This is a genomic window from Micromonospora sp. NPDC051006 (assembly GCF_044456245.1).
Classification (GTDB): Bacteria; Actinomycetota; Actinomycetes; order Mycobacteriales; family Micromonosporaceae; genus Micromonospora.
This window is the reverse complement of the sequence record NZ_JBITFP010000002.1, coordinates 295,420-313,839: the sequence shown is the minus strand read 5'-3', so window position 1 is coordinate 313,839 and position 18,420 is coordinate 295,420. Positions and strand designations below refer to the sequence as shown.

19 protein-coding genes and 1 tRNA gene are annotated in these 18,420 nt (G+C 72.5%); 9 read left to right on the top strand and 11 right to left on the bottom strand.

Annotated features, from left to right (window positions below; translation table 11 throughout):
• Window positions 1–2 precede the first annotated feature (2 nt).
• A complete protein-coding gene (locus tag ACIBBA_RS05170) occupies window positions 3–287 on the top strand; it encodes a DUF4190 domain-containing protein (protein ID WP_396693937.1) in 285 nt (94 codons plus the stop codon).
• Between the two features lie 130 nt (window positions 288–417).
• Window positions 418–1,359, top strand: coding sequence for an alpha/beta hydrolase family protein (locus ACIBBA_RS05165; protein ID WP_396693935.1), 942 nt, complete (start codon window positions 418–420; stop codon window positions 1,357–1,359).
• Window positions 1,360–1,397: 38 nt separating this feature from the next.
• Here ACIBBA_RS05165 and ACIBBA_RS05160 read toward each other — a convergent pair whose 3' ends face one another.
• The gene (locus tag ACIBBA_RS05160) at window positions 1,398–1,775 is read right to left on the bottom strand and encodes a nuclear transport factor 2 family protein (RefSeq protein ID WP_396693933.1); all 378 of its coding nucleotides are present in this window, start codon (window positions 1,773–1,775) and stop codon (window positions 1,398–1,400) included.
• 65 nt (window positions 1,776–1,840) lie between these two features.
• Between ACIBBA_RS05160 and ACIBBA_RS05155 the strand changes: the two genes are divergently transcribed.
• Together ACIBBA_RS05155 and ACIBBA_RS05150 are read left to right on the top strand one after the other, a co-directional pair.
• Window positions 1,841–2,335 carry a hypothetical protein gene (locus tag ACIBBA_RS05155; RefSeq protein ID WP_396693931.1) on the top strand — a complete coding sequence of 165 codons (495 nt, stop codon included), beginning with the start codon at window positions 1,841–1,843 and terminating at the stop codon, window positions 2,333–2,335.
• A 164-nt stretch (window positions 2,336–2,499) separates the two neighbouring features.
• On the top strand, window positions 2,500–2,688 hold the full coding sequence (locus ACIBBA_RS05150) for a hypothetical protein (RefSeq protein WP_396693929.1): 189 nt from the start codon (window positions 2,500–2,502) through the stop codon (window positions 2,686–2,688).
• Here the strand turns inward: ACIBBA_RS05150 and ACIBBA_RS05145 are convergent, their stop codons facing one another.
• The 3 genes from ACIBBA_RS05145 to ACIBBA_RS05135 form a co-directional block, all read right to left on the bottom strand.
• On the bottom strand, window positions 2,689–3,072 hold the full coding sequence (locus ACIBBA_RS05145; protein ID WP_396693927.1) for a hypothetical protein: 384 nt from the start codon (window positions 3,070–3,072) through the stop codon (window positions 2,689–2,691).
• 50 nt (window positions 3,073–3,122) lie between these two features.
• On the bottom strand, window positions 3,123–3,503 hold the full coding sequence (locus ACIBBA_RS05140) for a VOC family protein (RefSeq protein WP_396693925.1): 381 nt from the start codon (window positions 3,501–3,503) through the stop codon (window positions 3,123–3,125).
• Window positions 3,504–3,617: 114 nt separating this feature from the next.
• A tRNA-Thr gene (locus ACIBBA_RS05135) sits at window positions 3,618–3,691 on the bottom strand.
• A 144-nt stretch (window positions 3,692–3,835) separates the two neighbouring features.
• On the opposite strand from ACIBBA_RS05135, the gene ACIBBA_RS05130 reads away from it, so the two are divergent.
• The gene (locus ACIBBA_RS05130; RefSeq protein WP_396693923.1) at window positions 3,836–5,623 is read left to right on the top strand and encodes a metallophosphoesterase family protein; all 1,788 of its coding nucleotides are present in this window, start codon (window positions 3,836–3,838) and stop codon (window positions 5,621–5,623) included.
• Between the two features lie 112 nt (window positions 5,624–5,735).
• Here the strand turns inward: ACIBBA_RS05130 and ACIBBA_RS05125 are convergent, their stop codons facing one another.
• The 6 genes from ACIBBA_RS05125 to tmk form a co-directional block, all read right to left on the bottom strand.
• A complete protein-coding gene (locus ACIBBA_RS05125; protein WP_396693921.1) occupies window positions 5,736–6,572 on the bottom strand; it encodes a stage 0 sporulation family protein in 837 nt (278 codons plus the stop codon).
• Window positions 6,573–6,870: 298 nt separating this feature from the next.
• A complete protein-coding gene (locus ACIBBA_RS05120) occupies window positions 6,871–7,557 on the bottom strand; it encodes a hypothetical protein (protein WP_396693920.1) in 687 nt (228 codons plus the stop codon).
• Window positions 7,557–7,862, bottom strand: a complete 306-nt coding sequence (locus ACIBBA_RS05115; protein ID WP_396693919.1) for a hypothetical protein — start codon at window positions 7,860–7,862, stop codon at window positions 7,557–7,559. Before ACIBBA_RS05115 ends, ACIBBA_RS05120 begins: the two co-directional genes overlap by 1 nt.
• Before the next feature lies 1 nt (window position 7,863).
• Complete coding sequence (locus ACIBBA_RS05110; RefSeq protein WP_350867981.1) at window positions 7,864–8,193, bottom strand: YbaB/EbfC family nucleoid-associated protein; 330 nt, start codon at window positions 8,191–8,193, stop codon at window positions 7,864–7,866.
• Between the two features lie 140 nt (window positions 8,194–8,333).
• Window positions 8,334–9,575: a DNA polymerase III subunit delta' gene (locus tag ACIBBA_RS05105; RefSeq protein ID WP_396693916.1), complete on the bottom strand. Its 1,242-nt coding sequence runs from the start codon at window positions 9,573–9,575 to the stop codon at window positions 8,334–8,336.
• A complete protein-coding gene (tmk, locus tag ACIBBA_RS05100) occupies window positions 9,575–11,917 on the bottom strand; it encodes a dTMP kinase (RefSeq protein ID WP_396693914.1) in 2,343 nt (780 codons plus the stop codon). The genes ACIBBA_RS05105 and tmk overlap by 1 nt, the downstream gene beginning before the upstream one ends.
• Window positions 11,918–12,065: 148 nt before the next feature.
• On the opposite strand from tmk, the gene ACIBBA_RS05095 reads away from it, so the two are divergent.
• Window positions 12,066–13,274 carry an amino acid deaminase/aldolase gene (locus ACIBBA_RS05095; RefSeq protein WP_396693912.1) on the top strand — a complete coding sequence of 403 codons (1,209 nt, stop codon included), beginning with the start codon at window positions 12,066–12,068 and terminating at the stop codon, window positions 13,272–13,274.
• A 262-nt stretch (window positions 13,275–13,536) separates the two neighbouring features.
• On the opposite strand, the gene ACIBBA_RS05090 is transcribed toward ACIBBA_RS05095, so the two are convergent.
• On the bottom strand, window positions 13,537–14,112 hold the full coding sequence (locus ACIBBA_RS05090) for a TetR family transcriptional regulator (protein WP_396694320.1): 576 nt from the start codon (window positions 14,110–14,112) through the stop codon (window positions 13,537–13,539).
• A gap of 225 nt (window positions 14,113–14,337) precedes the next feature.
• Here ACIBBA_RS05090 and ACIBBA_RS05085 point away from each other — a divergent pair, with 225 nt between their 5' ends.
• The 3 genes from ACIBBA_RS05085 (at window position 14,338) to ACIBBA_RS05075 (ending at window position 18,278) form a co-directional block, all read left to right on the top strand.
• Complete coding sequence (locus ACIBBA_RS05085) at window positions 14,338–15,654, top strand: D-arabinono-1,4-lactone oxidase (RefSeq protein ID WP_396693910.1); 1,317 nt, start codon at window positions 14,338–14,340, stop codon at window positions 15,652–15,654.
• Window positions 15,655–15,750: 96 nt separating this feature from the next.
• Window positions 15,751–16,650, top strand: coding sequence for an ATP-binding cassette domain-containing protein (locus ACIBBA_RS05080; RefSeq protein WP_396693908.1), 900 nt, complete (start codon window positions 15,751–15,753; stop codon window positions 16,648–16,650).
• Window positions 16,647–18,278 carry an ABC transporter permease gene (locus tag ACIBBA_RS05075; RefSeq protein ID WP_396693906.1) on the top strand — a complete coding sequence of 544 codons (1,632 nt, stop codon included), beginning with the start codon at window positions 16,647–16,649 and terminating at the stop codon, window positions 18,276–18,278. The genes ACIBBA_RS05080 and ACIBBA_RS05075 overlap by 4 nt, the downstream gene beginning before the upstream one ends.
• Window positions 18,279–18,420: the final 142 nt, after the last annotated feature.

The window sequence follows — 18,420 nt, the reverse complement described above, 5'->3', positions numbered from 1 at the left end:
CGATGAGTCAACCGTCGTACACAGAACACGAGCGGCCGACGAACGCCCCGCAGGTCGCCGGCACCAACGTGATGGCAATTCTGTCGCTGGTCTTCGCGTTCGTGTTCGCGCCCGCCGGCATCGTGCTCGGCCACATCGCGAAGAAGCAGATCCGACGGACCGGCGAACAGGGCGGCGGGCTCGCCACCGCGGGGCTGGTGCTGAGCTACATCTTCACCATTCTCGGCGTACTCGGGTTCATCCTCATCTTCGTAGCGGCGATGAGCACCGGGAACTCGACCGCCTGACGCCCTCGGCCGCGCGGGTAGGGCGGACGCCCCGGCGGCGTCCGCCCACAACAGGTGTGGGCCCGCTGAGGGCGTGCACACGGCTCGCAGCGACGGGCGTGACTATGTTGGCGGTGTGCTCTTCACGCCGGTGACCACAGAACTGTCCTTCGCCGACGACGGGACCAGGCTGGTCGGCGACTACGTCCGACCACCGTGGCCGGGCCCGTATCCGGCGGTGGTGTTCGTGGAGGGCTCCGGTCCGGGTGGACGGGACCAGGGCGCCTGGCCAACCCGGCTCGCCGCCGCCGGCTTCGCCAGTTTCGCGTACGACAAGCCCGGTTCTGGAGCCTCGACAGGTGACTGGACGGGGCAGACCATCGCCGACCGGGCCACGGAGACGACAGCGGCGGTGCGGGCACTGCGTGACCGCGAGGACGTGCTGCCGGACGGGGTTGCGCTCATCGGCGGCAGCCAGGGCGGCTGGGTGGCCCAACTCGCGGCGTCCGCGGACGACACGGTGGCGGCGGTGGTGAGCGTCTCCGGTCCCGGGGTGGACGTGCTCGCCCAGGAGGAGCACCGGTTGCGCCACCAACTCCCCGCCGAGGGCTTCACCGAGGCCGATGTACGGCAGGCGGTGGCGCTGCTGCACGACCAGGTCCGGCGGGTCCGGGCGGGCGACGATCCGGCCCGGGTGCACGCCGAGCAGGCACGCTGGCACGCCGCCGCCTGGTATCCGCTGCTCGCCGGGACGACACCCCGGTCGATCGGATTCCTCGCCGGGATCGCGGACTATGACCCGGCGCCGGCGCTCGGCGCTCTGCGCTGCCCGCTGCTGGCGATCTTCGGCGCCGACGACCTGCTGGTCCCGGTGCGGGAGAGTGTGCGGGTCATCGCCGACACCCTGCGCGCCGCGCGGCACGACATCGTGGTCTTCCCGCACGCCGACCACAACATCCGGATCTACGCGGGCGAGGGACCGGCCCGGGTGCGCAACGGCCACTACACACCCGGCGTACGGGCGCCCGGCTTCGACGAACTCGTCGTCACCTGGCTGCAACGCCACTGCGCCGCCCCCGGCACGCGGCACTGACGGCCCACTGGCCGCCCCGCCTGGTCAACGGCGCGTGGTCACACCCGCTGCACGTAGGCGGCACGCCACTGCGGCGAAGGGTCCGCCCCGAGACTCGTCCAGTACTCCCGGCCCGCCACGACCTTCCCGTCGCGCACCGTCCAGAACGACGCCACCCGGAAGACCCCCATGGTCTCGTGCGGGACCTCGACCTCGGAGACCACGACCTCGCCCTCCGCCACGATCCGCAGGACGTCGATCGACCATCCCTCCGGATATTCGGCGTTGACGGCCACGTAGTTCGCGGGGCCCACGATCCGTTCGCCACTGACCGGCCACTCCACCACCAGGTCGTCAGCCAGCAACTCGCCGAGCCGGCCCCAGTCGCGGGCCTGCATGCGCTCCCACAACTCCTGAACGATCGTCCTTGGCTCCATCGGCACATCGTGGCCGGTCCCACCGACAAGTTGCCGACGCGCGAAGCCGGGCCATGTGCCTGACCATGCACCGCCTGATTCCCACCTACTCTGAGCTGGTGTCGCTCTGCTGGGACGTCTACGTCTGGGTGGCGCAACCCACCCCTGAGGTGTTGCAGGTGTTCATCGACCGCTACGTCGACACCGACGACCCCGGTGACGAACGACTGTCCGCCTTCACCCGCACCTACGTCGCCGGCCCGCCGACCGAGGCCGACGCGGCGGCACTGGCCGATCTCCGCTGGAGCGGCCGCGACGCGTTCACGCTCTATCTGCGCAGCCGGCAACACCCGTGGGCAATGATCACGATCACCGACGACGGCGCCGCGGTGCTGGGGCTGAGCCTCGACGGCCCCGACAACTCCCCCGCGATGCGACAGCGGGCCAAGCAGATGATCGACCAGCTTCGGCGCGAGTTCTCGTCGCCCGCCGGCATCGCCGGAGTGGAGATGCCGCCACCCGGGTCTCGTCAGGAGTGGCAGGACGACCAGGTGCAACTCCGGGTCGGCGCACTCAGGTGACCGGGTGCTCCAGTTCGCCACGCGCCCGCACGAACATACGCGTGGCCGGCCCGTCGCGTCCGGTGAGATCCAGCTGCGCTGGTGGGCTCAGCTGTACGGTCGGCGGCACGGCTCACCCGTGAAGGGGGTAGCTGGCACACCTGACGCTGCCTACTCTGCGATCCGTGATCATGGAAATTCCGCTCGCAGCCATGTCGTCGCCGGGCTCTCCCGTCATGGACCTGCTCTCCGGCGTGGCCCCCTGGATCGTCGCTCTGGCCGTCCTCTACATCGTGATACGCCTGGCTGTCCGCCACGGGATTCGGGACGCGGATCGGCGCCGCGCCGACGGTCACCTCAAGGACAAGGTCTGATCAGGCTGGCGGCTTCACCGCGTGCGCAAGCGGGGACCGTTGGCGCGCCGCGAGAGCTCCCGCAGTTACCGGCGACGGAGCCCCGTTCACGCAGCTCTCGATGAACAGCCTCTCGCCGCTCTTCAGCAACTTGACCCTCTTGGCGTAGTCCTCCACAGAGGGCGTGGCGTGGCCGGACGGTCCATCGTAGATCTGTTCGTAGGCGCCAGCGCACTCTTCCCGATCGCCGGCGGATCCTTCGCTCCGCTTCGCGGCATGCAGTTCGGCCCCATGCTGAGCCATCTCGCGCAGGTAATCCAGCTGCTCTTCCTGCGAGGCAGTGCCGGAGCAGGCGGTGAGAAGCGCCGCGAGGAACAGGGCCGCTGCCGGGTGCCGCTTCTCCATCGCGCGAAGGTATCAACTGCCCTTGATATGCGGCGGGCAGCGCGGATGGCCTATGCCGTTGTCTGGCGCTCGGCCTCGCTGCGTAGCACGCAGAACTCGTTGCCCTCCGGGTCGGCCATCACGACCCAGCCGCTGCCGTCCGGATCACGGTGATCAGCGACGATGGTGGCACCGAGGGCGCCGACCCGCTCGACCTCCTGATCGCGGAGCACCTCTGGCTGTAGGCAGATGTGCGTACGGTTCTTGACGCTCTTCGGCTCCGGCACCCGCTGGAAGTAGAGCCTGGCGCCGCCAGGCGGCTCGATGGCCACCTCCTCGTCGTCCGGCTTGACCTCGGGGTCGACCTGGCAGTCGAAGACCTTGGCCCAGAAGTGCGCGAGTTCGTACGGGTCGGCGCAGTCGAACGCGAAGTTTCGGATGACAGTCCCCATCCGGTCAGCCTCATCGCTGCCCGGCGAACAGGTCAACTCATATCGGCAGGCGAGGAGCGCGTTCGACCTCGGGAAACGGCGAAGCCCAGGCCAATGACCTGGGCTTCCGTACCGAGCCGCCTGACGGAATCGAACCGTCGACCTACGCATTACGAGTGCGTCGCTCTAGCCGACTGAGCTAAGGCGGCAACGATCGTCAAGTGTACGGCACACCCCGGCTCGGGCCGAACCGGATACCCCCGGGGCGCGGCCGGGGCGGCAAGCCGGACATCGGGTGCGTTCCGTCGTTCGCCGGACAGCGTTCGTGCCCGGTCGGGACTACGCTGCGGCGGGTGACCGATGATCACCCCCGCCCCGACGAGCCGGCCCCGCGTCCCGAGGACCCGTCTGCCGGCAGTTCGGCGGGCGCCCCGGGCAGCGCCAGCGAGCCGGCCGGCGATCGGGCGGCCCGCCGGCCGCGGACCACCGACCCGCTGGAGCTGGGCTTCACCCCGCGCAGGCCGGTGCCGTGGCTCGCGCCGTTCCTGCTGATCAGCACCGGCATCCGTACCCTGCTGGCGATGCTCTTCGGGGCGTACCTGGACAAGCGGGAGTTGCAGAACTCCCTCGACGCCCGGATCGAGCGGCAGGTCGGGCCGGACGGCGGGCTGTGGCTGGACTACGTGGCCGACCTGGGCGACGGCTTCAACGCCACCTACTCGGTGGCGTACCTGCTCGCCCAGCGGGAGCTGGAGGTCGACGGGCACCGGCTGCCCCGCGCGCAGACCCTGGTGATGGGCGGCGACCAGGTCTATCCGTCGGCGGCCTACGAGGCGTACGAGGACCGGTGCAAGGGGCCCTACCAGGCGGCGCTGCCGGTCAGCCCGCCCGAGCGCCCCACTCTCTTCGCGGTGCCCGGCAACCACGACTGGTACGACGGGCTGACCGCCTTCCTGCGGCTCTTCGTCCGCTCCCGGGATCGGCACTTCGGTGGCTGGGGCACCGGCCAGTCCCGTTCCTACTTCGCCGTCCAACTGCCGGCCGACTGGTGGCTGCTCGGCCTGGACGACCAGTCCGGCTCATACCTGGACGATCCGCAGCTGGCCTACTTCGACACGGTCGCCGAGAAGCTGGGGCCGCAGAGCCGGGTGATCCTGGCGGTGCCGGCACCGACCTGGGTCAAGGCCGCCGACCACCCCACGGCGTACGACTCGATCGACTACTTCATCCGTACGATCATCTCGCCCACCGGCGCGCAGGTCCGGCTGCTGATCTCCGGCGACCTGCACCACTACGCCCGGTACGCCGGCCCGGACCGGCAGTTGGTCACCTGTGGCAGCGGCGGCGCCTACCTCTACCCGACACACAAGCTGCCGGAGCGGATCGAGGTACCGCCGAAGGACACCCTGGCCCGCCGGTCCAGCCGCACCCGCCCGTACGACCTGGTCGCCCGCTACCCGGACGCCTCCCGCTCCCGGCGGTACGGCTGGGGCATCTTCCCTCGACTGCCGCTGCGCAACCCGGGCTTCACCACGCTGCTCGGCACCCTGCACACGTTGCTGATGCTGGCGATGGCCGGGGTCGCGGCGAACCGGGTCGGCACCACCGAGCAGCGGCTGTTCAGTGTGCCGTTGGTGCTGATGCTGGTGGTGACGCTGCTCGGCGCCGCGTTCTTCGCCAAGCCACCCAGCGCGGGCGGCAAGCGGCACGCCCGGCACTGGATCCTCGGCATCGGGCACGGGCTGGCCCAGGTCGGGTTGGGCGCGGCCGGCACCTGGGCCTGGCTGCACCTGCCTTTCTACGACTGGCCGTGGCCGTTGCCGGTGGTCGCCGCGGCGGTGCTCTACGGGCCGGTTAGCGGGTTGGTCGCCAGCCAACTGGTGGCGGCGTATCTGCTGGTCGCCAGCTCGTTCGGGGTGAACGTCAACGAACTCTTCGCCGGTCAGGGCATCGAGGACTCGAAGGCGTTCCTGCGGATGCGGATCGACCCCGACGGCACGCTGACCATCTACCCGGTGGCGGTAGACCGGGTAGCCCGCGACTGGCAGGTCAACCCCGACCAGTCCCCGACGTCCTCCTGGCTCACCCCCAAGACCCCGCTGACCCCCCGCCTGGCCGAACCCCCCATCACCCTCACCTGACCAGCCCCACCCCACACCCACAGTTGATCATGAAGTTATTGCGGCGACACGCCGATCCGGCTGGCAATAACTTCATGATCAACGGCCGGGACCGGCGGGAGGTGGGAGGGGGTTAGGGGGTGTAGTGCTGGTCGTGGGCTTGGCGGGGGGCACAGACGGAGGCGCGGGAGCAGGAGCAGCGGGAGCCGTCGGCGTCCAACCGGACGGTGACCGAGTCGCGCGGGACGCTGTGCCCGACCACCCGGCCGTCGCCCTCGGGCGTGGAGACCCGGGCCCCGATCGGCGCGGTCGACTCCTGGAACCGCTGGTAGAGCGGGTGCTCGTACTTCAGGCAGCACATCAGCCGGCCGCACGCGCCGGAGATGCGCAGCGGATTGAGCGGCAGGTCCTGGTCCTTGGCCATCCGGATGGTCACCGGCTCGAAGTCGGTGAGGAAGGTGGCGCAGCACAGATCCCGCCCGCAGGAGCCGATGCCGCCCTGCACCCGCGCCGAGTCCCGCGCGGAGAGCTGGCGCAGCTCGACCCGGCAGTGCAGGGTCGCGCCGAGGTCGCGGACCAGCGAGCGGAAGTCGACCCGGTGCGGAGCGGTGAAGTAGATCGTGCTCCGTTCGCCGCCGTCGTCGGCGCCGAGCACGTGGTCGACGGCCACCACCTTCATCGGCAGGCCGTGCGCCCGGATCAGCCGCTTGGCGGCCACCTTCGCCTCGGCCTTGCGCCGGCGCAGCGCCTCGTCGCGGTGCAGGTCGTCCTCGCCGGCCAGGCCGGCCAGCTTGGGGAAGCCGTCGGTCTCCTCGGTGACCCACTGCGCGGCCCAGACGCACTCCGCCACCTCGGGCCCGTCGTCCGTGGGCACCAGCACCTTGTCGCCGACCTGCGGACGCAGCTCACCCGGGTCGAGGTAGTAGAGGCGCCCGTACCGGTTGAAGCTGACCGCGCAGAGCATGCCCATGCCCCCACCCTACGACGGAACTCCGGCCAACGGCCGGCCGGGCGTCGCCGGACGACTACACCGTGCAGCCATTTACATCGGTCGACTTGACCGACCCACCGGCCAGCCCGTCGTGCCATTGATCCTCGCCCGGACGGCTGAATCCGGCTCGGCATGGGCGACAAACGACCGGCGGAGGCGTTGAGTGGAGGCAGACCTGCGGGGGGTGCAGGGGGAAGTCCACGGCGTCGCAGCCGGTGCCCGGTCGACCGGGCGCCCGAGCGCGGCGCCGTGGACTGTCCGGGGCGCGAACGCGCCGCTACCAGCCGACGCGGGTGGGGGCGTCGTAGCGGGACCGGCCGACCGCCGACGGCCGCCACGTCGACTCGGCGAGGCTCGGCGCCCACTCCCGCAGCAGCGTCTCCGCCCCGTCGTAGGCGACGCAGAGCACCGCCAGCACCCGGGCGGCGATCTCGGCCGCTTCGGCCACCCCCGGCCCGGCCGGGCCCGAGCTGCCCAACGACCCGGCCGACATCGAGGTGGCGGCGACCACCGCCACCGCCTCGGCGGAGCGGAGCACGTCGGCCAGCGCCCGGGCCAGGGTCAGCCGGCTGCCCTCCACCCAGTCGGCCAACGCGTCGGCGTAGCCGGCGGTCGACTCCAGCCGGCCGATCAGGCTCTCCGGGCCCTCGTCGAGGTGGTGCAGCAGCGCCGTGCGCGCCTGCCCGTAGGCCTCGGCGGCCGGCCCGGACCAGAGCACCGGATCGGCCAGCGTGGCCGAGACGTCGTCGTAGCCACGGACCAGCCGGCGCACCGCGTGCCCGGCACCGGCCAACGGCGCGGGGTGCAGGTCGAGGAAGGTGCGGACGGCATCACCCGGCAGCACCTGCATCCGGCGCAGCAGCGGCCAGACCCGGTGCGACTCGGGGGCACCGGCGGCGAGCAGGGTGTCGACCCGGCGCAGCAGATCCAGGCCGGGCTCGGCCAGTCGGTCCAGGGCGTCCATCACGCCTCCCCGCCCAGCCGCCGCCGGGCGCCCCGGTCGGCATCGGTGTAGCGGTCGGCCGCCTCCCGGACCGCCGCGGCGGCGGCGCTGAGCCGACCGGCGGCCGCGCGAGCCTCCCGGGCGCGGTGATCGGTAGCGGTCATCCACTGACGGTGCAACGCCCGGCCGACCTCACCCGGACGCCCGGGCGCGTCGACGCCGAAGGCGGCCTGGGACGGATCGGCGGCGGTGACCGTGTGGGAGAGCGTGCTGAGCGTGGCGCTCGCCTGGTCGAGGCGCGCGGCGAGAGCGCGCAGGGCGTCCATGTCAGGCTCCCGCGAGCGGTCGGTAGGCGGTGAAGGTCTCGTTGTGCAGCTTCTCCCGGGCCCACTCGGCCGCGTCGGCGGCGGCGGTGACCGCCGCCTGCACCGAGCCGGCCACGTCGCGGGGGTTGCGGGTGTGCAGCGGACCGAGGAATCGGACGTCGGTGATCCGGCCGCCGGCCGTCACCACGACCTCGACCAGGCCGTCGGGCGACCGCACGGTTACCTCCACCGTGGACACCGCCTGGTCGAACTCGGCCTGGAGGGATTCGATCCGGCGGTAGCGCCGCACCGCCTCCTCGATCCAGGCCTCGTCGATCTCCCCCCGTGGCATCCGCGGGCTCCTCCCGGACTGATCATCACTGAGCGTGCCGTCGCCGTCACCGCGGCCTCCGGACCGTACCGCACGCCAATCGAGGCTGTCGATGCCTCTGGATGACCGGTCCGGCAGGCGGGACCGCAGGCTGGACGGGGTCAGCCCCGCCAGAGGGCGAGCATCATCGCTTCGACGGCGATCCGGGGCTTCACGTTCACCTCGATCGCGGCGCGGCACCGCAGCACCGCCTCCAACCGGCGCAGCGCCCCCTCGGCGTCCCACTTCTGCGCCCCGGCGCCGGCGAGCGCGGCGGTGTCGGTGTGCACCGGCTCGACCGGGGCGCGCAACGCGATGGTGAGCGCGTCCCGGTAGAACCCGGCGAGGTCGACCAGCGCCCGGTCCAGGGCGTCCCGCTGGGCCCGGGTGGCTCGCGACTTCTGCCGCTTCTCCAGGTCCTTCAGCTGCCCGGCGGCACCTCGGATGGCACCGGCGGCGCCCCGGCCGGTGCCGCCCGCGCCGAGCGCGGTCTCCAGCGCCGCCCGCTCGCTGGCGTCGGCTTCCGCCACCGACGCCTCGGCCTCCGCCTCGGCCGCCTCGATCAGCGCGGACGCCGCGTCGAACGCGGCACCCACCCCGGTCAACCGGCGCGGAACCGCGAGCACCGCGTCGCGCCGCTTGCGCGCCTCCGGGTCGCGGGCCAGCCGGCGGGCCCGGCCGACGTGCCCCTGTGCGGCCGCGGCCGCCCACTGCGCCACGTCGGGCGCGATGCCGTCCCGCCGGACCAGCACCTCGGCCACCGCGGTGGCCGGCGGCTGCCGCAGCGGTACGACCCGGCAGCGCGACCGGATCGTCACCGAGATGTCGTCCGGGTGGGTGGACGGGGCGCAGAGCAGGAAGACGGTGCGCGGCGGCGGCTCCTCGATCGCCTTGAGCAGCGCGTTGCCGGCCGCCTCGGTGAGCCGGTCGGCGTCCTCGACGACCACCACCTGCCAGCGCCCGCCGGACGGGGTGCTGGCGGCGCGGAGCACCAGCGCCCGCATCTCGTTCACACCGATGGAGAGCCCCTCCGGCACCACCAGCCGGACGTCGGCGTGGGTGCCGGTCAGCGTGGTGTGGCAGCCGGGGCACTCGCCGCAGCCGGTGCCGTACGCGCACTGGAGCGCGGCGGCGAACGCGCGCGCCGCCACCGAACGCCCGGAGCCGGGCGGCCCGGTGAAGATCCAGGCGTGGGTCATGCCGGCACCGGGGTCGGCGGCGCCACCGGCCGGCCCGGTCGGGGTGAGCGCGAGCGCCGGCTGATCGGCGGCGCGCCGGAGCACGGCGGCCGCCGCGGCGGCGGCCCGGCGCAGGGTGGCCACCGCCTCGTCCTGGCCGACCAGGTCGGCGAAGACGTCCGGCATCAGGTCCGATGCTCCATCGTCACCAGCTCCGCGTCGGATAACTCAGGCTGCACCGAGGTGTCCGGTCCCTGCGCCGGCCGGGGGTGCACGATGCCGGCCGGGTCGCCCAGCAGGTCCTCGACCCGCCGGGCCACCAGCTCGGCGATCTTCTCCGCCGGGCGGGACGCGTCGAGCACCAGGTAGCGCTTCGGGTCGGCCGCGGCGAGGTCGAGGAAGGCGTACCGGACCCGCTCGTGGAACGCGACGGACTCGGCCTCCAGCCGGTCGGCGTCCTGGTTGCGGGCCGACACCCGGGACAGGCCGGTCTGCGGGTCGACGTCGAGCAGCACCACCAGGTCGGGCTTGAGACCACCGGTGGCCCAGGAGGAGAGCCAGGAGACCTCGTCGACCGGGAGCGTGCGCCCGGCGCCCTGGTACGCCAGGGAGGAGTCGACGTACCGGTCGCTGATCACCGCCGCGCCGCGGACCAGCGCCGGGCGGACCACGGTGGCCACGTGGTGGGCCCGGTCGGCGGCGTAGAGCAGCGCCTCGGCGCGCGGCGACGGCGCCTCGTCGCCCGAGTTCTCCAGCACGAGCGAGCGGATCCGCTCGCCCACGGCGGTGGCGCCCGGCTCGCGGGTGACCACCACCTCCCGGCCCTTCTGCCCGAGCCGCTCGGCGAGCAGCGCCAGCTGGGTGGACTTCCCCGCGCCCTCGCCGCCCTCGAAGACCACGAAGAGCCCGTTGGAGACGAACGGTTCGGCCGGCATCAGCGGACGACCCCGGATCGAGCCCCAGAGGTCGGCCAGGACCGGTACGCCCTTCTTGTCGTCCATCTGCCCGAACGCGCTGATCCCGGCGAAGATGCCGGCCGCGCCGGCGGCGAGCAGCAGCAGTCGGGTGGACGAGATCGACAGGCCGAGGTCGGCGATCTCCAGCTTGCGGGAGCCGCCGACGCCGGCGAGCAGGCTGCTCAGCGCGATCGCCAGGATCAGCACCAGCCGGGTGCCGATCTGCACCACCGCGAAGACCCGACCGCGCACCTCGTCGGCGATCTCCCCCCCGAGCAGCGTGGTGCCGGCCAGGAAGGCCATTCCGGCGCCGGCGCCGACCAGGACCGCGCCGACGATCGCCATCGACAGGTGGATGGCGAAGGCCAGGGTCATCACCGCCGCGCTGGCCAGCACGATGCTCATGCCGAACCAGCGACGCCGGGACATCTCCTTGACGACCATCGGGCCGAGCCCGATGCCGAGCGCCAGGCCGATGAAGATCGCGCCGAAGAGCAGGAAGAAGGCGGCGTCACCGGCGCCGAGCGAGTTGGCGAAGAACCGGGCGGTGCCGATCACGATGCCGCCACCGGCGAACGCGCCGAAGATGCCGAGCACCAGGCCCCGGACCAGCGGGGTCTGCGAGATGAACCGCCAGCCCTCGGCGAACTGCTTGGTCATGCTCTGCTCGGTGCGGTCCCGCTGGGCGGCCTGTGCCCGGCTGATCTCCTTGATGCCGAACGCGACGACCAGCGCGGTGGCGAGCCGGGAGAAGGCGTTGACCCAGAGCGCGAGCTGGGCCGGCTCGGCCCAGTTCGGCAGGTCGCCACCGACCAGCCCGCGCACGCTGCGGTCCAGCACCGCCGCGACGATGGCCGCCGCGATCGGGGTGAGGCCGTACGTGGTGATGAGCGTGAGCTGGTTGGCGGTCTCCAGCCGGGCGCGCGGGATCAGGTTGGGGACCGCGGCCTCCTTGGCCGGGATCCAGAGCAGGGTGATCGACTCGATCAGGAAGGTGGCGATCAGGGCCCAGGTGACCACGAGCGCCCCGCTGGCCCCGGTGAGCGCGTAGAGGGGGATCGAGGCGAAGAGCACGAAGCGCAGCAGGTCGCAGATGACCATCATCCAGCGCCGGTCGAAGCGGTCGGCGAGGACACCGGCCACCGGGCCGAGCACCAGCGCCGGCAGCAACCGGATCGCGATCAGGCCGCCGAAGGCCGCGCCCTTGGCGGTGCTTCCCTGCACCTGGGCGGCGGCGAAGACCGAGGTGGCGAGCAGGCCGAGCCAGTCGCCGAAGGAGGCGGCACCGAGCACGATCCAGAGCCGGCGGAACGGCCGGATGCGCAGCACCGAGCGGATCGCGGTGAGGCCGGAGCGGTCGGTCTGGTTGCCGGCCGGCGGGGGCGATCCGGCGCCGGACTGGCCGGCGGCACCACCGATCTGCCCCGCGGCGCTGCCCAGCGGAGCCGAGGTGCTCCCCATCTGTCCCACCCGCTCGGCGGGCTGGCCGTCGGACGGCGACACGCCGGACGACTCGCCGTTGTTCTGGCTTTCGATGGCCGTACCTCCACGTGCCGGCCCATCGCTGGGCATCCCCGGTGCAACACTCTAGACCCGGTGGGGGGCCGCCCCACCCGTGACATTCTCCTGCTCGCCGAGCCTAGGCCGCCGGGGCCATCGGCCGCACCCAGGCGTACGCGAGGGTGTTTCGCATTGACCGTCGGACAGTTAGCGTGCACACGTGGCCACCGAAAGCGACAAACTTCGCGAGCGCCTGGACCGGGCGACCGCCCACCTCGACCCGCCGTACGCGGTGGTCGACCTGACCGCCTTCGACGCCAACGCGAACGCGTTGGCCGGGCTCGCCGCCGGCAAGCCGGTCCGGCTGGCCAGCAAATCGGTACGCAGCCGGGAGCTGATCAGCCGGGCGCTGCGCCGGAGCGGCTGGCGTGGGGTGATGGCGTTCACCCTGCCCGAGGCGATCTGGCTGGTCCGGGCCGGTGTGGCCGACGACGTGCTGGTGGCGTACCCCACCGTCGACCGGGGGGCGCTGGGCGAACTGGCCGCCGACCCCGCGCTCGCCGGGGCGGTCACCCTGATGGTCGACGGCACCGACCAACTGGACCTCATCGACACCGTGCGCGCCCCCGACCAGCGGGCGGAGCTGCGGGTCTGCCTCGACCTGGACGCCTCCTGGCGCCCCCTGGGCGGGCGGGTGCACGTCGGGGTGCGTCGCTCACCGGTGCACAGCGCCCGGGCGGCCGGCGCGCTCGCCGCCACCGTCGCCGGCCGCGCCGGCTTCCGGCTGGTCGGGCTGATGGCGTACGAGGCACAGATCGCCGGACTCGGCGACGCGCCGCCCGGGCAGGTGTTGCTCGGCCGCGCGATCCGGCTGGCCCAGCGCCGCTCGTACCGCGAGCTGGTGGCCCGCCGGGGCGCGGCGGTGGCCGCCGTACGCGAGCACGCCGACCTGGAGTTCGTCAACGGCGGCGGCACCGGCAGCGTGGCGGCGACCTGTGCGGATCCCGCAGTCACCGAGGTCACCGCCGGATCCGGTCTGTACGGTCCGACGCTCTTCGACGCGTACCGTGCCTGGCGCCCCACGCCGGCGGCGTACTTCGCCTGCGCGGTGGTCCGCCGGCCGGCGCCCGACCTGGCCACCGTGCTCGGCGGCGGCTGGATCGCCTCCGGCCCGGCGGCGGCCAGCCGGCTGCCCCGGCCGGTGCTGCCGGCGGGGCTGACGCTGCTCGGCGCCGAGGGGGCCGGCGAGGTGCAGACCCCGCTGGCCGGCGCCGCCGCGGCGACGCTCCGGGTCGGCGACCGGGTGTGGTTCCGGCACGCGAAGGCCGGCGAACTGGGCGAGCACGTCAACGAGCTGCACCTGGTCGAGGGGGACGCCGTCGTGGCGACCGTGCCCACCTACCGGGGCGAGGGCCACGCCTTCCTCTGACTGGCCGGCCCGGCGCACCCCGGGGAGGCGTTCCTGCTGTTCCGCCACCCGGCGCACCCCGGGCCGTCGATCCTGCGCACCACCGTCCGGCGCACCCCGGACGCTGTTCCCCACTGCCCGGCGCACCCCGGGCCGTTCGCTACCGCCCGGCGCACCCCGGGCCGTTCGCTACCGCCCGGCGCACCCCGGGCCGTTCCCGCACTGCCCGGCGCACCCCGGGCCGTTCGCTGCCGCCGCTGGGTAGCCGGCGGCGACCTGCGGCTCAGCCGGACTTGCTGGCGTTGGCCGGGGCGTCCACCTGGCGGTGCAGGTAGTCCCGGATCAACGCCTTGGCCTCGAGCAGCACCCGGTCGTCGCCCTCGGCTCGGCGGCGGAACGCAAGCTTGATCAGTGCGTCGGCCACCTCCACCGCGATCTCCAGGTGGAAACGGAGTTCGGGGACGTCGGTCAGCCCGAAACGCTCGGTGAGCACCCGGGCCAACTGGTCCGCGATCACCCCGTTGTTGTCCCGCTGCTCGTCGAGCAGGTGCAGGTCGACCACGTCGCCGAAGTGCAGGGTACGGAATCCCGGAACGGTGCGGTGCATCGTGATGTACTCGTCGATGCCCGCGTCGACGCCGTCCCACCAGTGGGTCATGTCGTCCGACGCGAACCGCTCGTCGAGCCGCTGGAGGTAGGACTCCATCGTGCGCAGGGTCAGCGCCTGCACGATCGCCCGCTTGTCCGGAAAGAACTGGTAGACCGACCCGATCGCCACCTCGGCACGCTCGGCGAGCAAGGTCGTGGTCAGCCCCTCGTACCCCACCTCGTCGACGAGTTCGGCGCAGGCGTCCAGCATTCGCTGGACCCGCGCGACACTTCGACCCTGCACCGGTACGCGGCGCAGCGGCCCGGTCGTGGCGGCTGGTGTGGACACTCGGCGCCACCCCCCTTCGACGGATGAACATATCTGCACGTCACGAGTCCGTGACTACCGGTACAACGAGCGGACCTCAGTTGCGGTATTTACCAGCAACAACGTTCCTGATATGAAGTCAGTTCATATTCATGTCGAGGAGTGCGCATGGTCGGCACCGCACCGTCCACCGTCCCGTGGTCCAACTGGGCCGGCAACCAGCGGGGCACCGCCACCACCATCCTCCGCCCCGCCCGCACCGATGACGTCGCCGAGGCCGTCCGGGTCGCCCGCGCCGCCGGCAACCGGATCCGCGTCGCCGGCAGCGGGCACTCGTTCACTGCCATCGCCCTCGCCGACGACCAGCGGATGGAGCTGGCCGCGCTCGACACCGGCGTACGGGTGGACGCCGAACGCCGGCTCGTCACCGTACCGGCCGGCATGACCCTGCGTGCGCTCAACGACCTGCTCGCCCGGCACGGCCTCGCCCTGCCCAACCTCGGCGACATCGACGCGCAGACCATCGCCGGGGCCATCTCCACCGGCACCCACGGCACCGGCGGAGGTTACGGCTGCCTCTCCACCTTCGTCGAGGCCCTCACCCTGGTCACCGGCACCGGCGAGGTGCTGCGCTGCTCCACCGAGGAGAACCCCGACGTCTTCGCCGCCGCCCGGGTCTCGCTCGGCGCGCTCGGCGTACTGGTCGAGGTGACGCTGCGCTGCGAGGACGCGTTCGTGCTGCACGCGCACGAGCGGCCGGCGCCGCTGGACACGGCGCTGGCCGAGCTGCCCGAGCTGATCGAGGCGCACGACCACGTCGAGTTCTACTGGTTCCCGTACACCGCCCGGGTGCAGGTCAAGACCAACGACCGGGTGCCCACCCACGACCGCCCGCTGTCCCGGCTGCGCGGCTGGCTGGACGACGAGTTCCTGGCCAACACCGTCTTCGCGGGCGCCTGCCGCCTCGGCCGCGCGGTGCCCGCCCTCGCCCCCGGAATCAGCGCGGTCTCCGCGCGGACACTCACCGAACGCCGCTACACCGGCCGCTCCGACCAGGTCTTCTGCACCCCGCGCCGGGTCCGCTTCGTGGAGATGGAGTACGGGCTGCCGCGCGCGGCGCTCGGCGAGGCACTGGACGCGCTCCGGCGGATCGTGGACGGGCTGCCGTTCAAGGTGCTCTTTCCGGTGGAGGTGCGGTTCACCGCCGCCGACGACATCTGGCTCTCGCACGGCTACGGCCGGGACTCCGTCTACCTCGCCGTCCACCAGTACGTCGGGATGCCGTACGAGCCGTACTTCGCCGCCTTTGAGCGGGTCGCCGCGGAGCTGGGCGGCCGGCCGCACTGGGGCAAGCTGCACGGGCGCGACGCGGCGTCCCTCGCCCCCGCGTATCCCCGCTGGTCGGACTTCCTGGCCGTACGTGACCGACTGGACCCGGACCGCGTCTTCACCAACCCGCACCTGACCCGCACCCTCGGCGACTGAACGTCGGTCCGCCCTTCGGGAGCCGCACGGATTTTAACGAGATTTATACGGTTCAGAGATTTCACGATTCTGTGAAGCGGGCGTAGCGTTCGGGGCATGACTAGTGCTATCTCCGTCTCCGCCCTGGTGAAGACCTTCGGCCGGGTGCGCGCCCTCGACGGACTGGACCTGCACGTCGACACCGGCGAGGTGCACGGCTTCCTGGGCCCGAACGGCTCCGGGAAGTCCACCACCATCCGCGTCCTGCTCGGGTTGCTGCGGGCGGACGCCGGCACGATCGGTCTGCTCGGCGGCGACCCGTGGCGCAACGCGGTGGACCTGCACCGACGTCTCGCGTACGTGCCGGGCGATGTGAACCTGTGGCCGAACCTGACCGGCGGGGAGGCGATCGACCTCTTCGGGTCGCTGCGGGGCGGCCTGGACAAGCAGCGCAGGGACGAGCTGCTCCAGCGGTTCCAGCTCGATCCGTCGAAGCGGGCCCGCACGTACTCGAAGGGAAACCGGCAGAAGGTGGCGATCGTCGCCGCCTTCGCCTCCGACGTCGAGCTCTACGTCCTCGACGAGCCGACCTCGGGGCTGGACCCACTGATGGAGGCGGCCTTCCAGGAGTGCGTACGCGAGGTGAAGCAGCAGGGCCGAACCGTTCTGCTCTCCAGCCACATCTTCTCCGAGGTGGAGGCGCTCTGTGACCGGGTGAGCATCATCCGGCAGGGCCGCACGGTGGAGAGTGGGACCCTCGCCCAGCTGCGACACCTGACCCGCACCACGGTCACGGTGGAGACGACGCTGCCCATCGACGGGCTGGCGACGCTGCCCGGCGTACACGACGCCGACGTGTCGGCCACCCACGCCACGTTCGCCGTCGACGCCGCCGAGCTGAACCGCGCGCTGGAGTACCTGACCCGGTTCGAGGTCCGCGCCCTTTCCAGCGCCCCGCCGTCACTGGAGGAGCTCTTCCTGCGGCACTACGGCGACGAGCTGGCGGGTGTGCGATGAGCAGCGCCTACACCGGAACGACCCGGCTGGCCCGCCTCGCGCTGCGGCGCGACCGCGTGCAGCTGCCGGTCTGGATCCTGAGCACCGTCGCGCTCGGCGCCTTCGCCAGCTCGGCGATCGACACGCAGTACCCGACCGAGGCCGACCGGCTCGCCGTCCTGCGCGTGGCCGTCGACACGCCCGGACTGCTGATGTTCCGGGCCGCCCCCACCGGCACCAGCGACGGCCAGATGACCGTCTTCGGGATCCTGGCGTTCCTGGCGTTGATGGCGGGCTTCATGAGCACCCTCGCCGTCGTCCGGCACACCCGACAGAACGAGGAGACCGGACGCGCCGAGATGATCGGCGCGACGGCCGTCGGCCGGCACGCCAGCCTGACCGCCGCCCTGATCGTCGTGGTGGGTGCCAATGTCGCGCTCGCGACGCTGATCGGGCTCACTCTCGCCGGCAACGGCGAACCTGTCGCCGGATCCTTCGCCGCCGGCGCCGGGGTCGGTGCCGCCGGCATCGCCTTCGCCGCGATCGCCGCCGTCGTCGCGCAGCTCACCCAGGGTGCGCGCGCCGCCAACGGGATCGCCGCCGCGGTGGTCGGCACCGCCTATCTGATCCGTGGCCTCGCCGACGCTTTCGGCGAGGTGCGGCCGGACGGTTACACCATGAGCAGTGCCTGGCCCTCGTGGCTCTCCCCGATCGGCTGGACCATGCAGATGCGGCCCTTCGCCGGCGACCGGTGGTGGGTCCTCGTGCTGCCGCTCGCGCTCCTCGGGATCCTGACAGCGGCGGCCTTCGCCCTGACCGCGCGGCGTGACGTCGGCATGGGCCTGCTCCCGGACCGTCCCGGACCGGCCCGGGCGTCCTCCGCGCTGCTCAGCCCGCTCGGTCTGGCCTGGCGGCTGCAACGTGGCACCGTGCTCGGCTGGGCGGTGACGATCGCGGCGTTCGGGCTGCTCGTCGGCTCGATAGCCAACGCGGTCAAGGACCAGCTGTCAGCCAACGAGAACGTGGCGGGGCGGCTCGACGACCTCGCCGGTGGAGGTGGGCACGAGGTGATGGACGCCTTCTTCGCCGCGATGATGGCGACCATCGGCGTGCTGGTCGCCGGCTTCCTGGTCCAGGCGCTGCTGCGGGCGAGGGCCGAGGAGGCCAGCGGGCGGGCCGAGGCGGTGCTCGCCACCGCGACCGGCCGGCTGGCCTGGCTGGGCAGCCACGTCGTGATCGCCACGGCCGGCGCCGTGGGCATGCTCGGGCTCGCCGCGGTCTCGATCGGCCTGGTGTACGGCGCGAGCGTCGACGATCTCGGCGGCCAGACGGGGCACCTGGCCGGCACGGCGTACCTGCAACTGCCGGCGGTGCTGACCCTGGCCGGGCTGGCCGTGGCACTCTTCGCGCTCGTGCCGCGGATCTCGGTCGGGCTGACCTGGTTCGGCTTCGCCCTCGCCTTCGTCCTGGGTCCGTACGGGTCCCTGTTCGGCGTGCCCGAGGCGGTGCGGGACCTCTCGCCGTTCAGCCACATCCCGGCGGCGCCGGCCGACGCCACGGCGGCGCCGATCGTGGTCATGTCCGCCGTCGCCCTGGCACTGGGCGGGGCGGGGCTGATCCTGTTCCGCCGACGTAACCTCGCCTCGTGAACCCAGCGGGTGACTCCGTTCGGGGCGGGGGGGGGGGGGGGGGCGCGCCCCCGCCCCCCCCCCCCCCCCAAACAAAAAAAAAAAAAAAAAATGTTAAAAATATTTATTTTTTATCCCACCCCCCCCCCCCACCAGCACGCGA

Excerpts from the sequence above, each read along its gene's own strand:
- ACIBBA_RS05105 (WP_396693916.1), bottom strand. The coding sequence starts at position 9,575 with ATGCCGGACGTCTTCGCCGACCTGGTCGGCCAGGACGAGGCGGTGGCC.
- tmk (WP_396693914.1), bottom strand. The coding sequence starts at position 11,917 with ATGCCCAGCGATGGGCCGGCACGTGGAGGTACGGCCATCGAAAGCCAG.
- ACIBBA_RS05125 (WP_396693921.1), bottom strand. The coding sequence starts at position 6,572 with ATGGGCATGCTCTGCGCGGTCAGCTTCAACCGGTACGGGCGCCTCTAC.
- ACIBBA_RS05120 (WP_396693920.1), bottom strand. The coding sequence starts at position 7,557 with ATGGACGCCCTGGACCGACTGGCCGAGCCCGGCCTGGATCTGCTGCGC.
- ACIBBA_RS05110 (WP_350867981.1), bottom strand. The coding sequence starts at position 8,193 with ATGCCACGGGGGGAGATCGACGAGGCCTGGATCGAGGAGGCGGTGCGG.
- ACIBBA_RS05140 (WP_396693925.1), bottom strand. The coding sequence starts at position 3,503 with ATGGGGACTGTCATCCGAAACTTCGCGTTCGACTGCGCCGACCCGTAC.
- ACIBBA_RS05145 (WP_396693927.1), bottom strand. The coding sequence starts at position 3,072 with ATGGAGAAGCGGCACCCGGCAGCGGCCCTGTTCCTCGCGGCGCTTCTC.
- ACIBBA_RS05075 (WP_396693906.1), top strand. The coding sequence starts at position 16,647 with ATGAGCAGCGCCTACACCGGAACGACCCGGCTGGCCCGCCTCGCGCTG.
- ACIBBA_RS05170 (WP_396693937.1), top strand. The coding sequence starts at position 3 with ATGAGTCAACCGTCGTACACAGAACACGAGCGGCCGACGAACGCCCCG.
- ACIBBA_RS05160 (WP_396693933.1), bottom strand. The coding sequence starts at position 1,775 with ATGGAGCCAAGGACGATCGTTCAGGAGTTGTGGGAGCGCATGCAGGCC.
- ACIBBA_RS05155 (WP_396693931.1), top strand. The coding sequence starts at position 1,841 with ATGCACCGCCTGATTCCCACCTACTCTGAGCTGGTGTCGCTCTGCTGG.
- ACIBBA_RS05090 (WP_396694320.1), bottom strand. The coding sequence starts at position 14,112 with ATGCTGGACGCCTGCGCCGAACTCGTCGACGAGGTGGGGTACGAGGGG.
- ACIBBA_RS05080 (WP_396693908.1), top strand. The coding sequence starts at position 15,751 with ATGACTAGTGCTATCTCCGTCTCCGCCCTGGTGAAGACCTTCGGCCGG.
- ACIBBA_RS05085 (WP_396693910.1), top strand. The coding sequence starts at position 14,338 with ATGGTCGGCACCGCACCGTCCACCGTCCCGTGGTCCAACTGGGCCGGC.
- ACIBBA_RS05115 (WP_396693919.1), bottom strand. The coding sequence starts at position 7,862 with ATGGACGCCCTGCGCGCTCTCGCCGCGCGCCTCGACCAGGCGAGCGCC.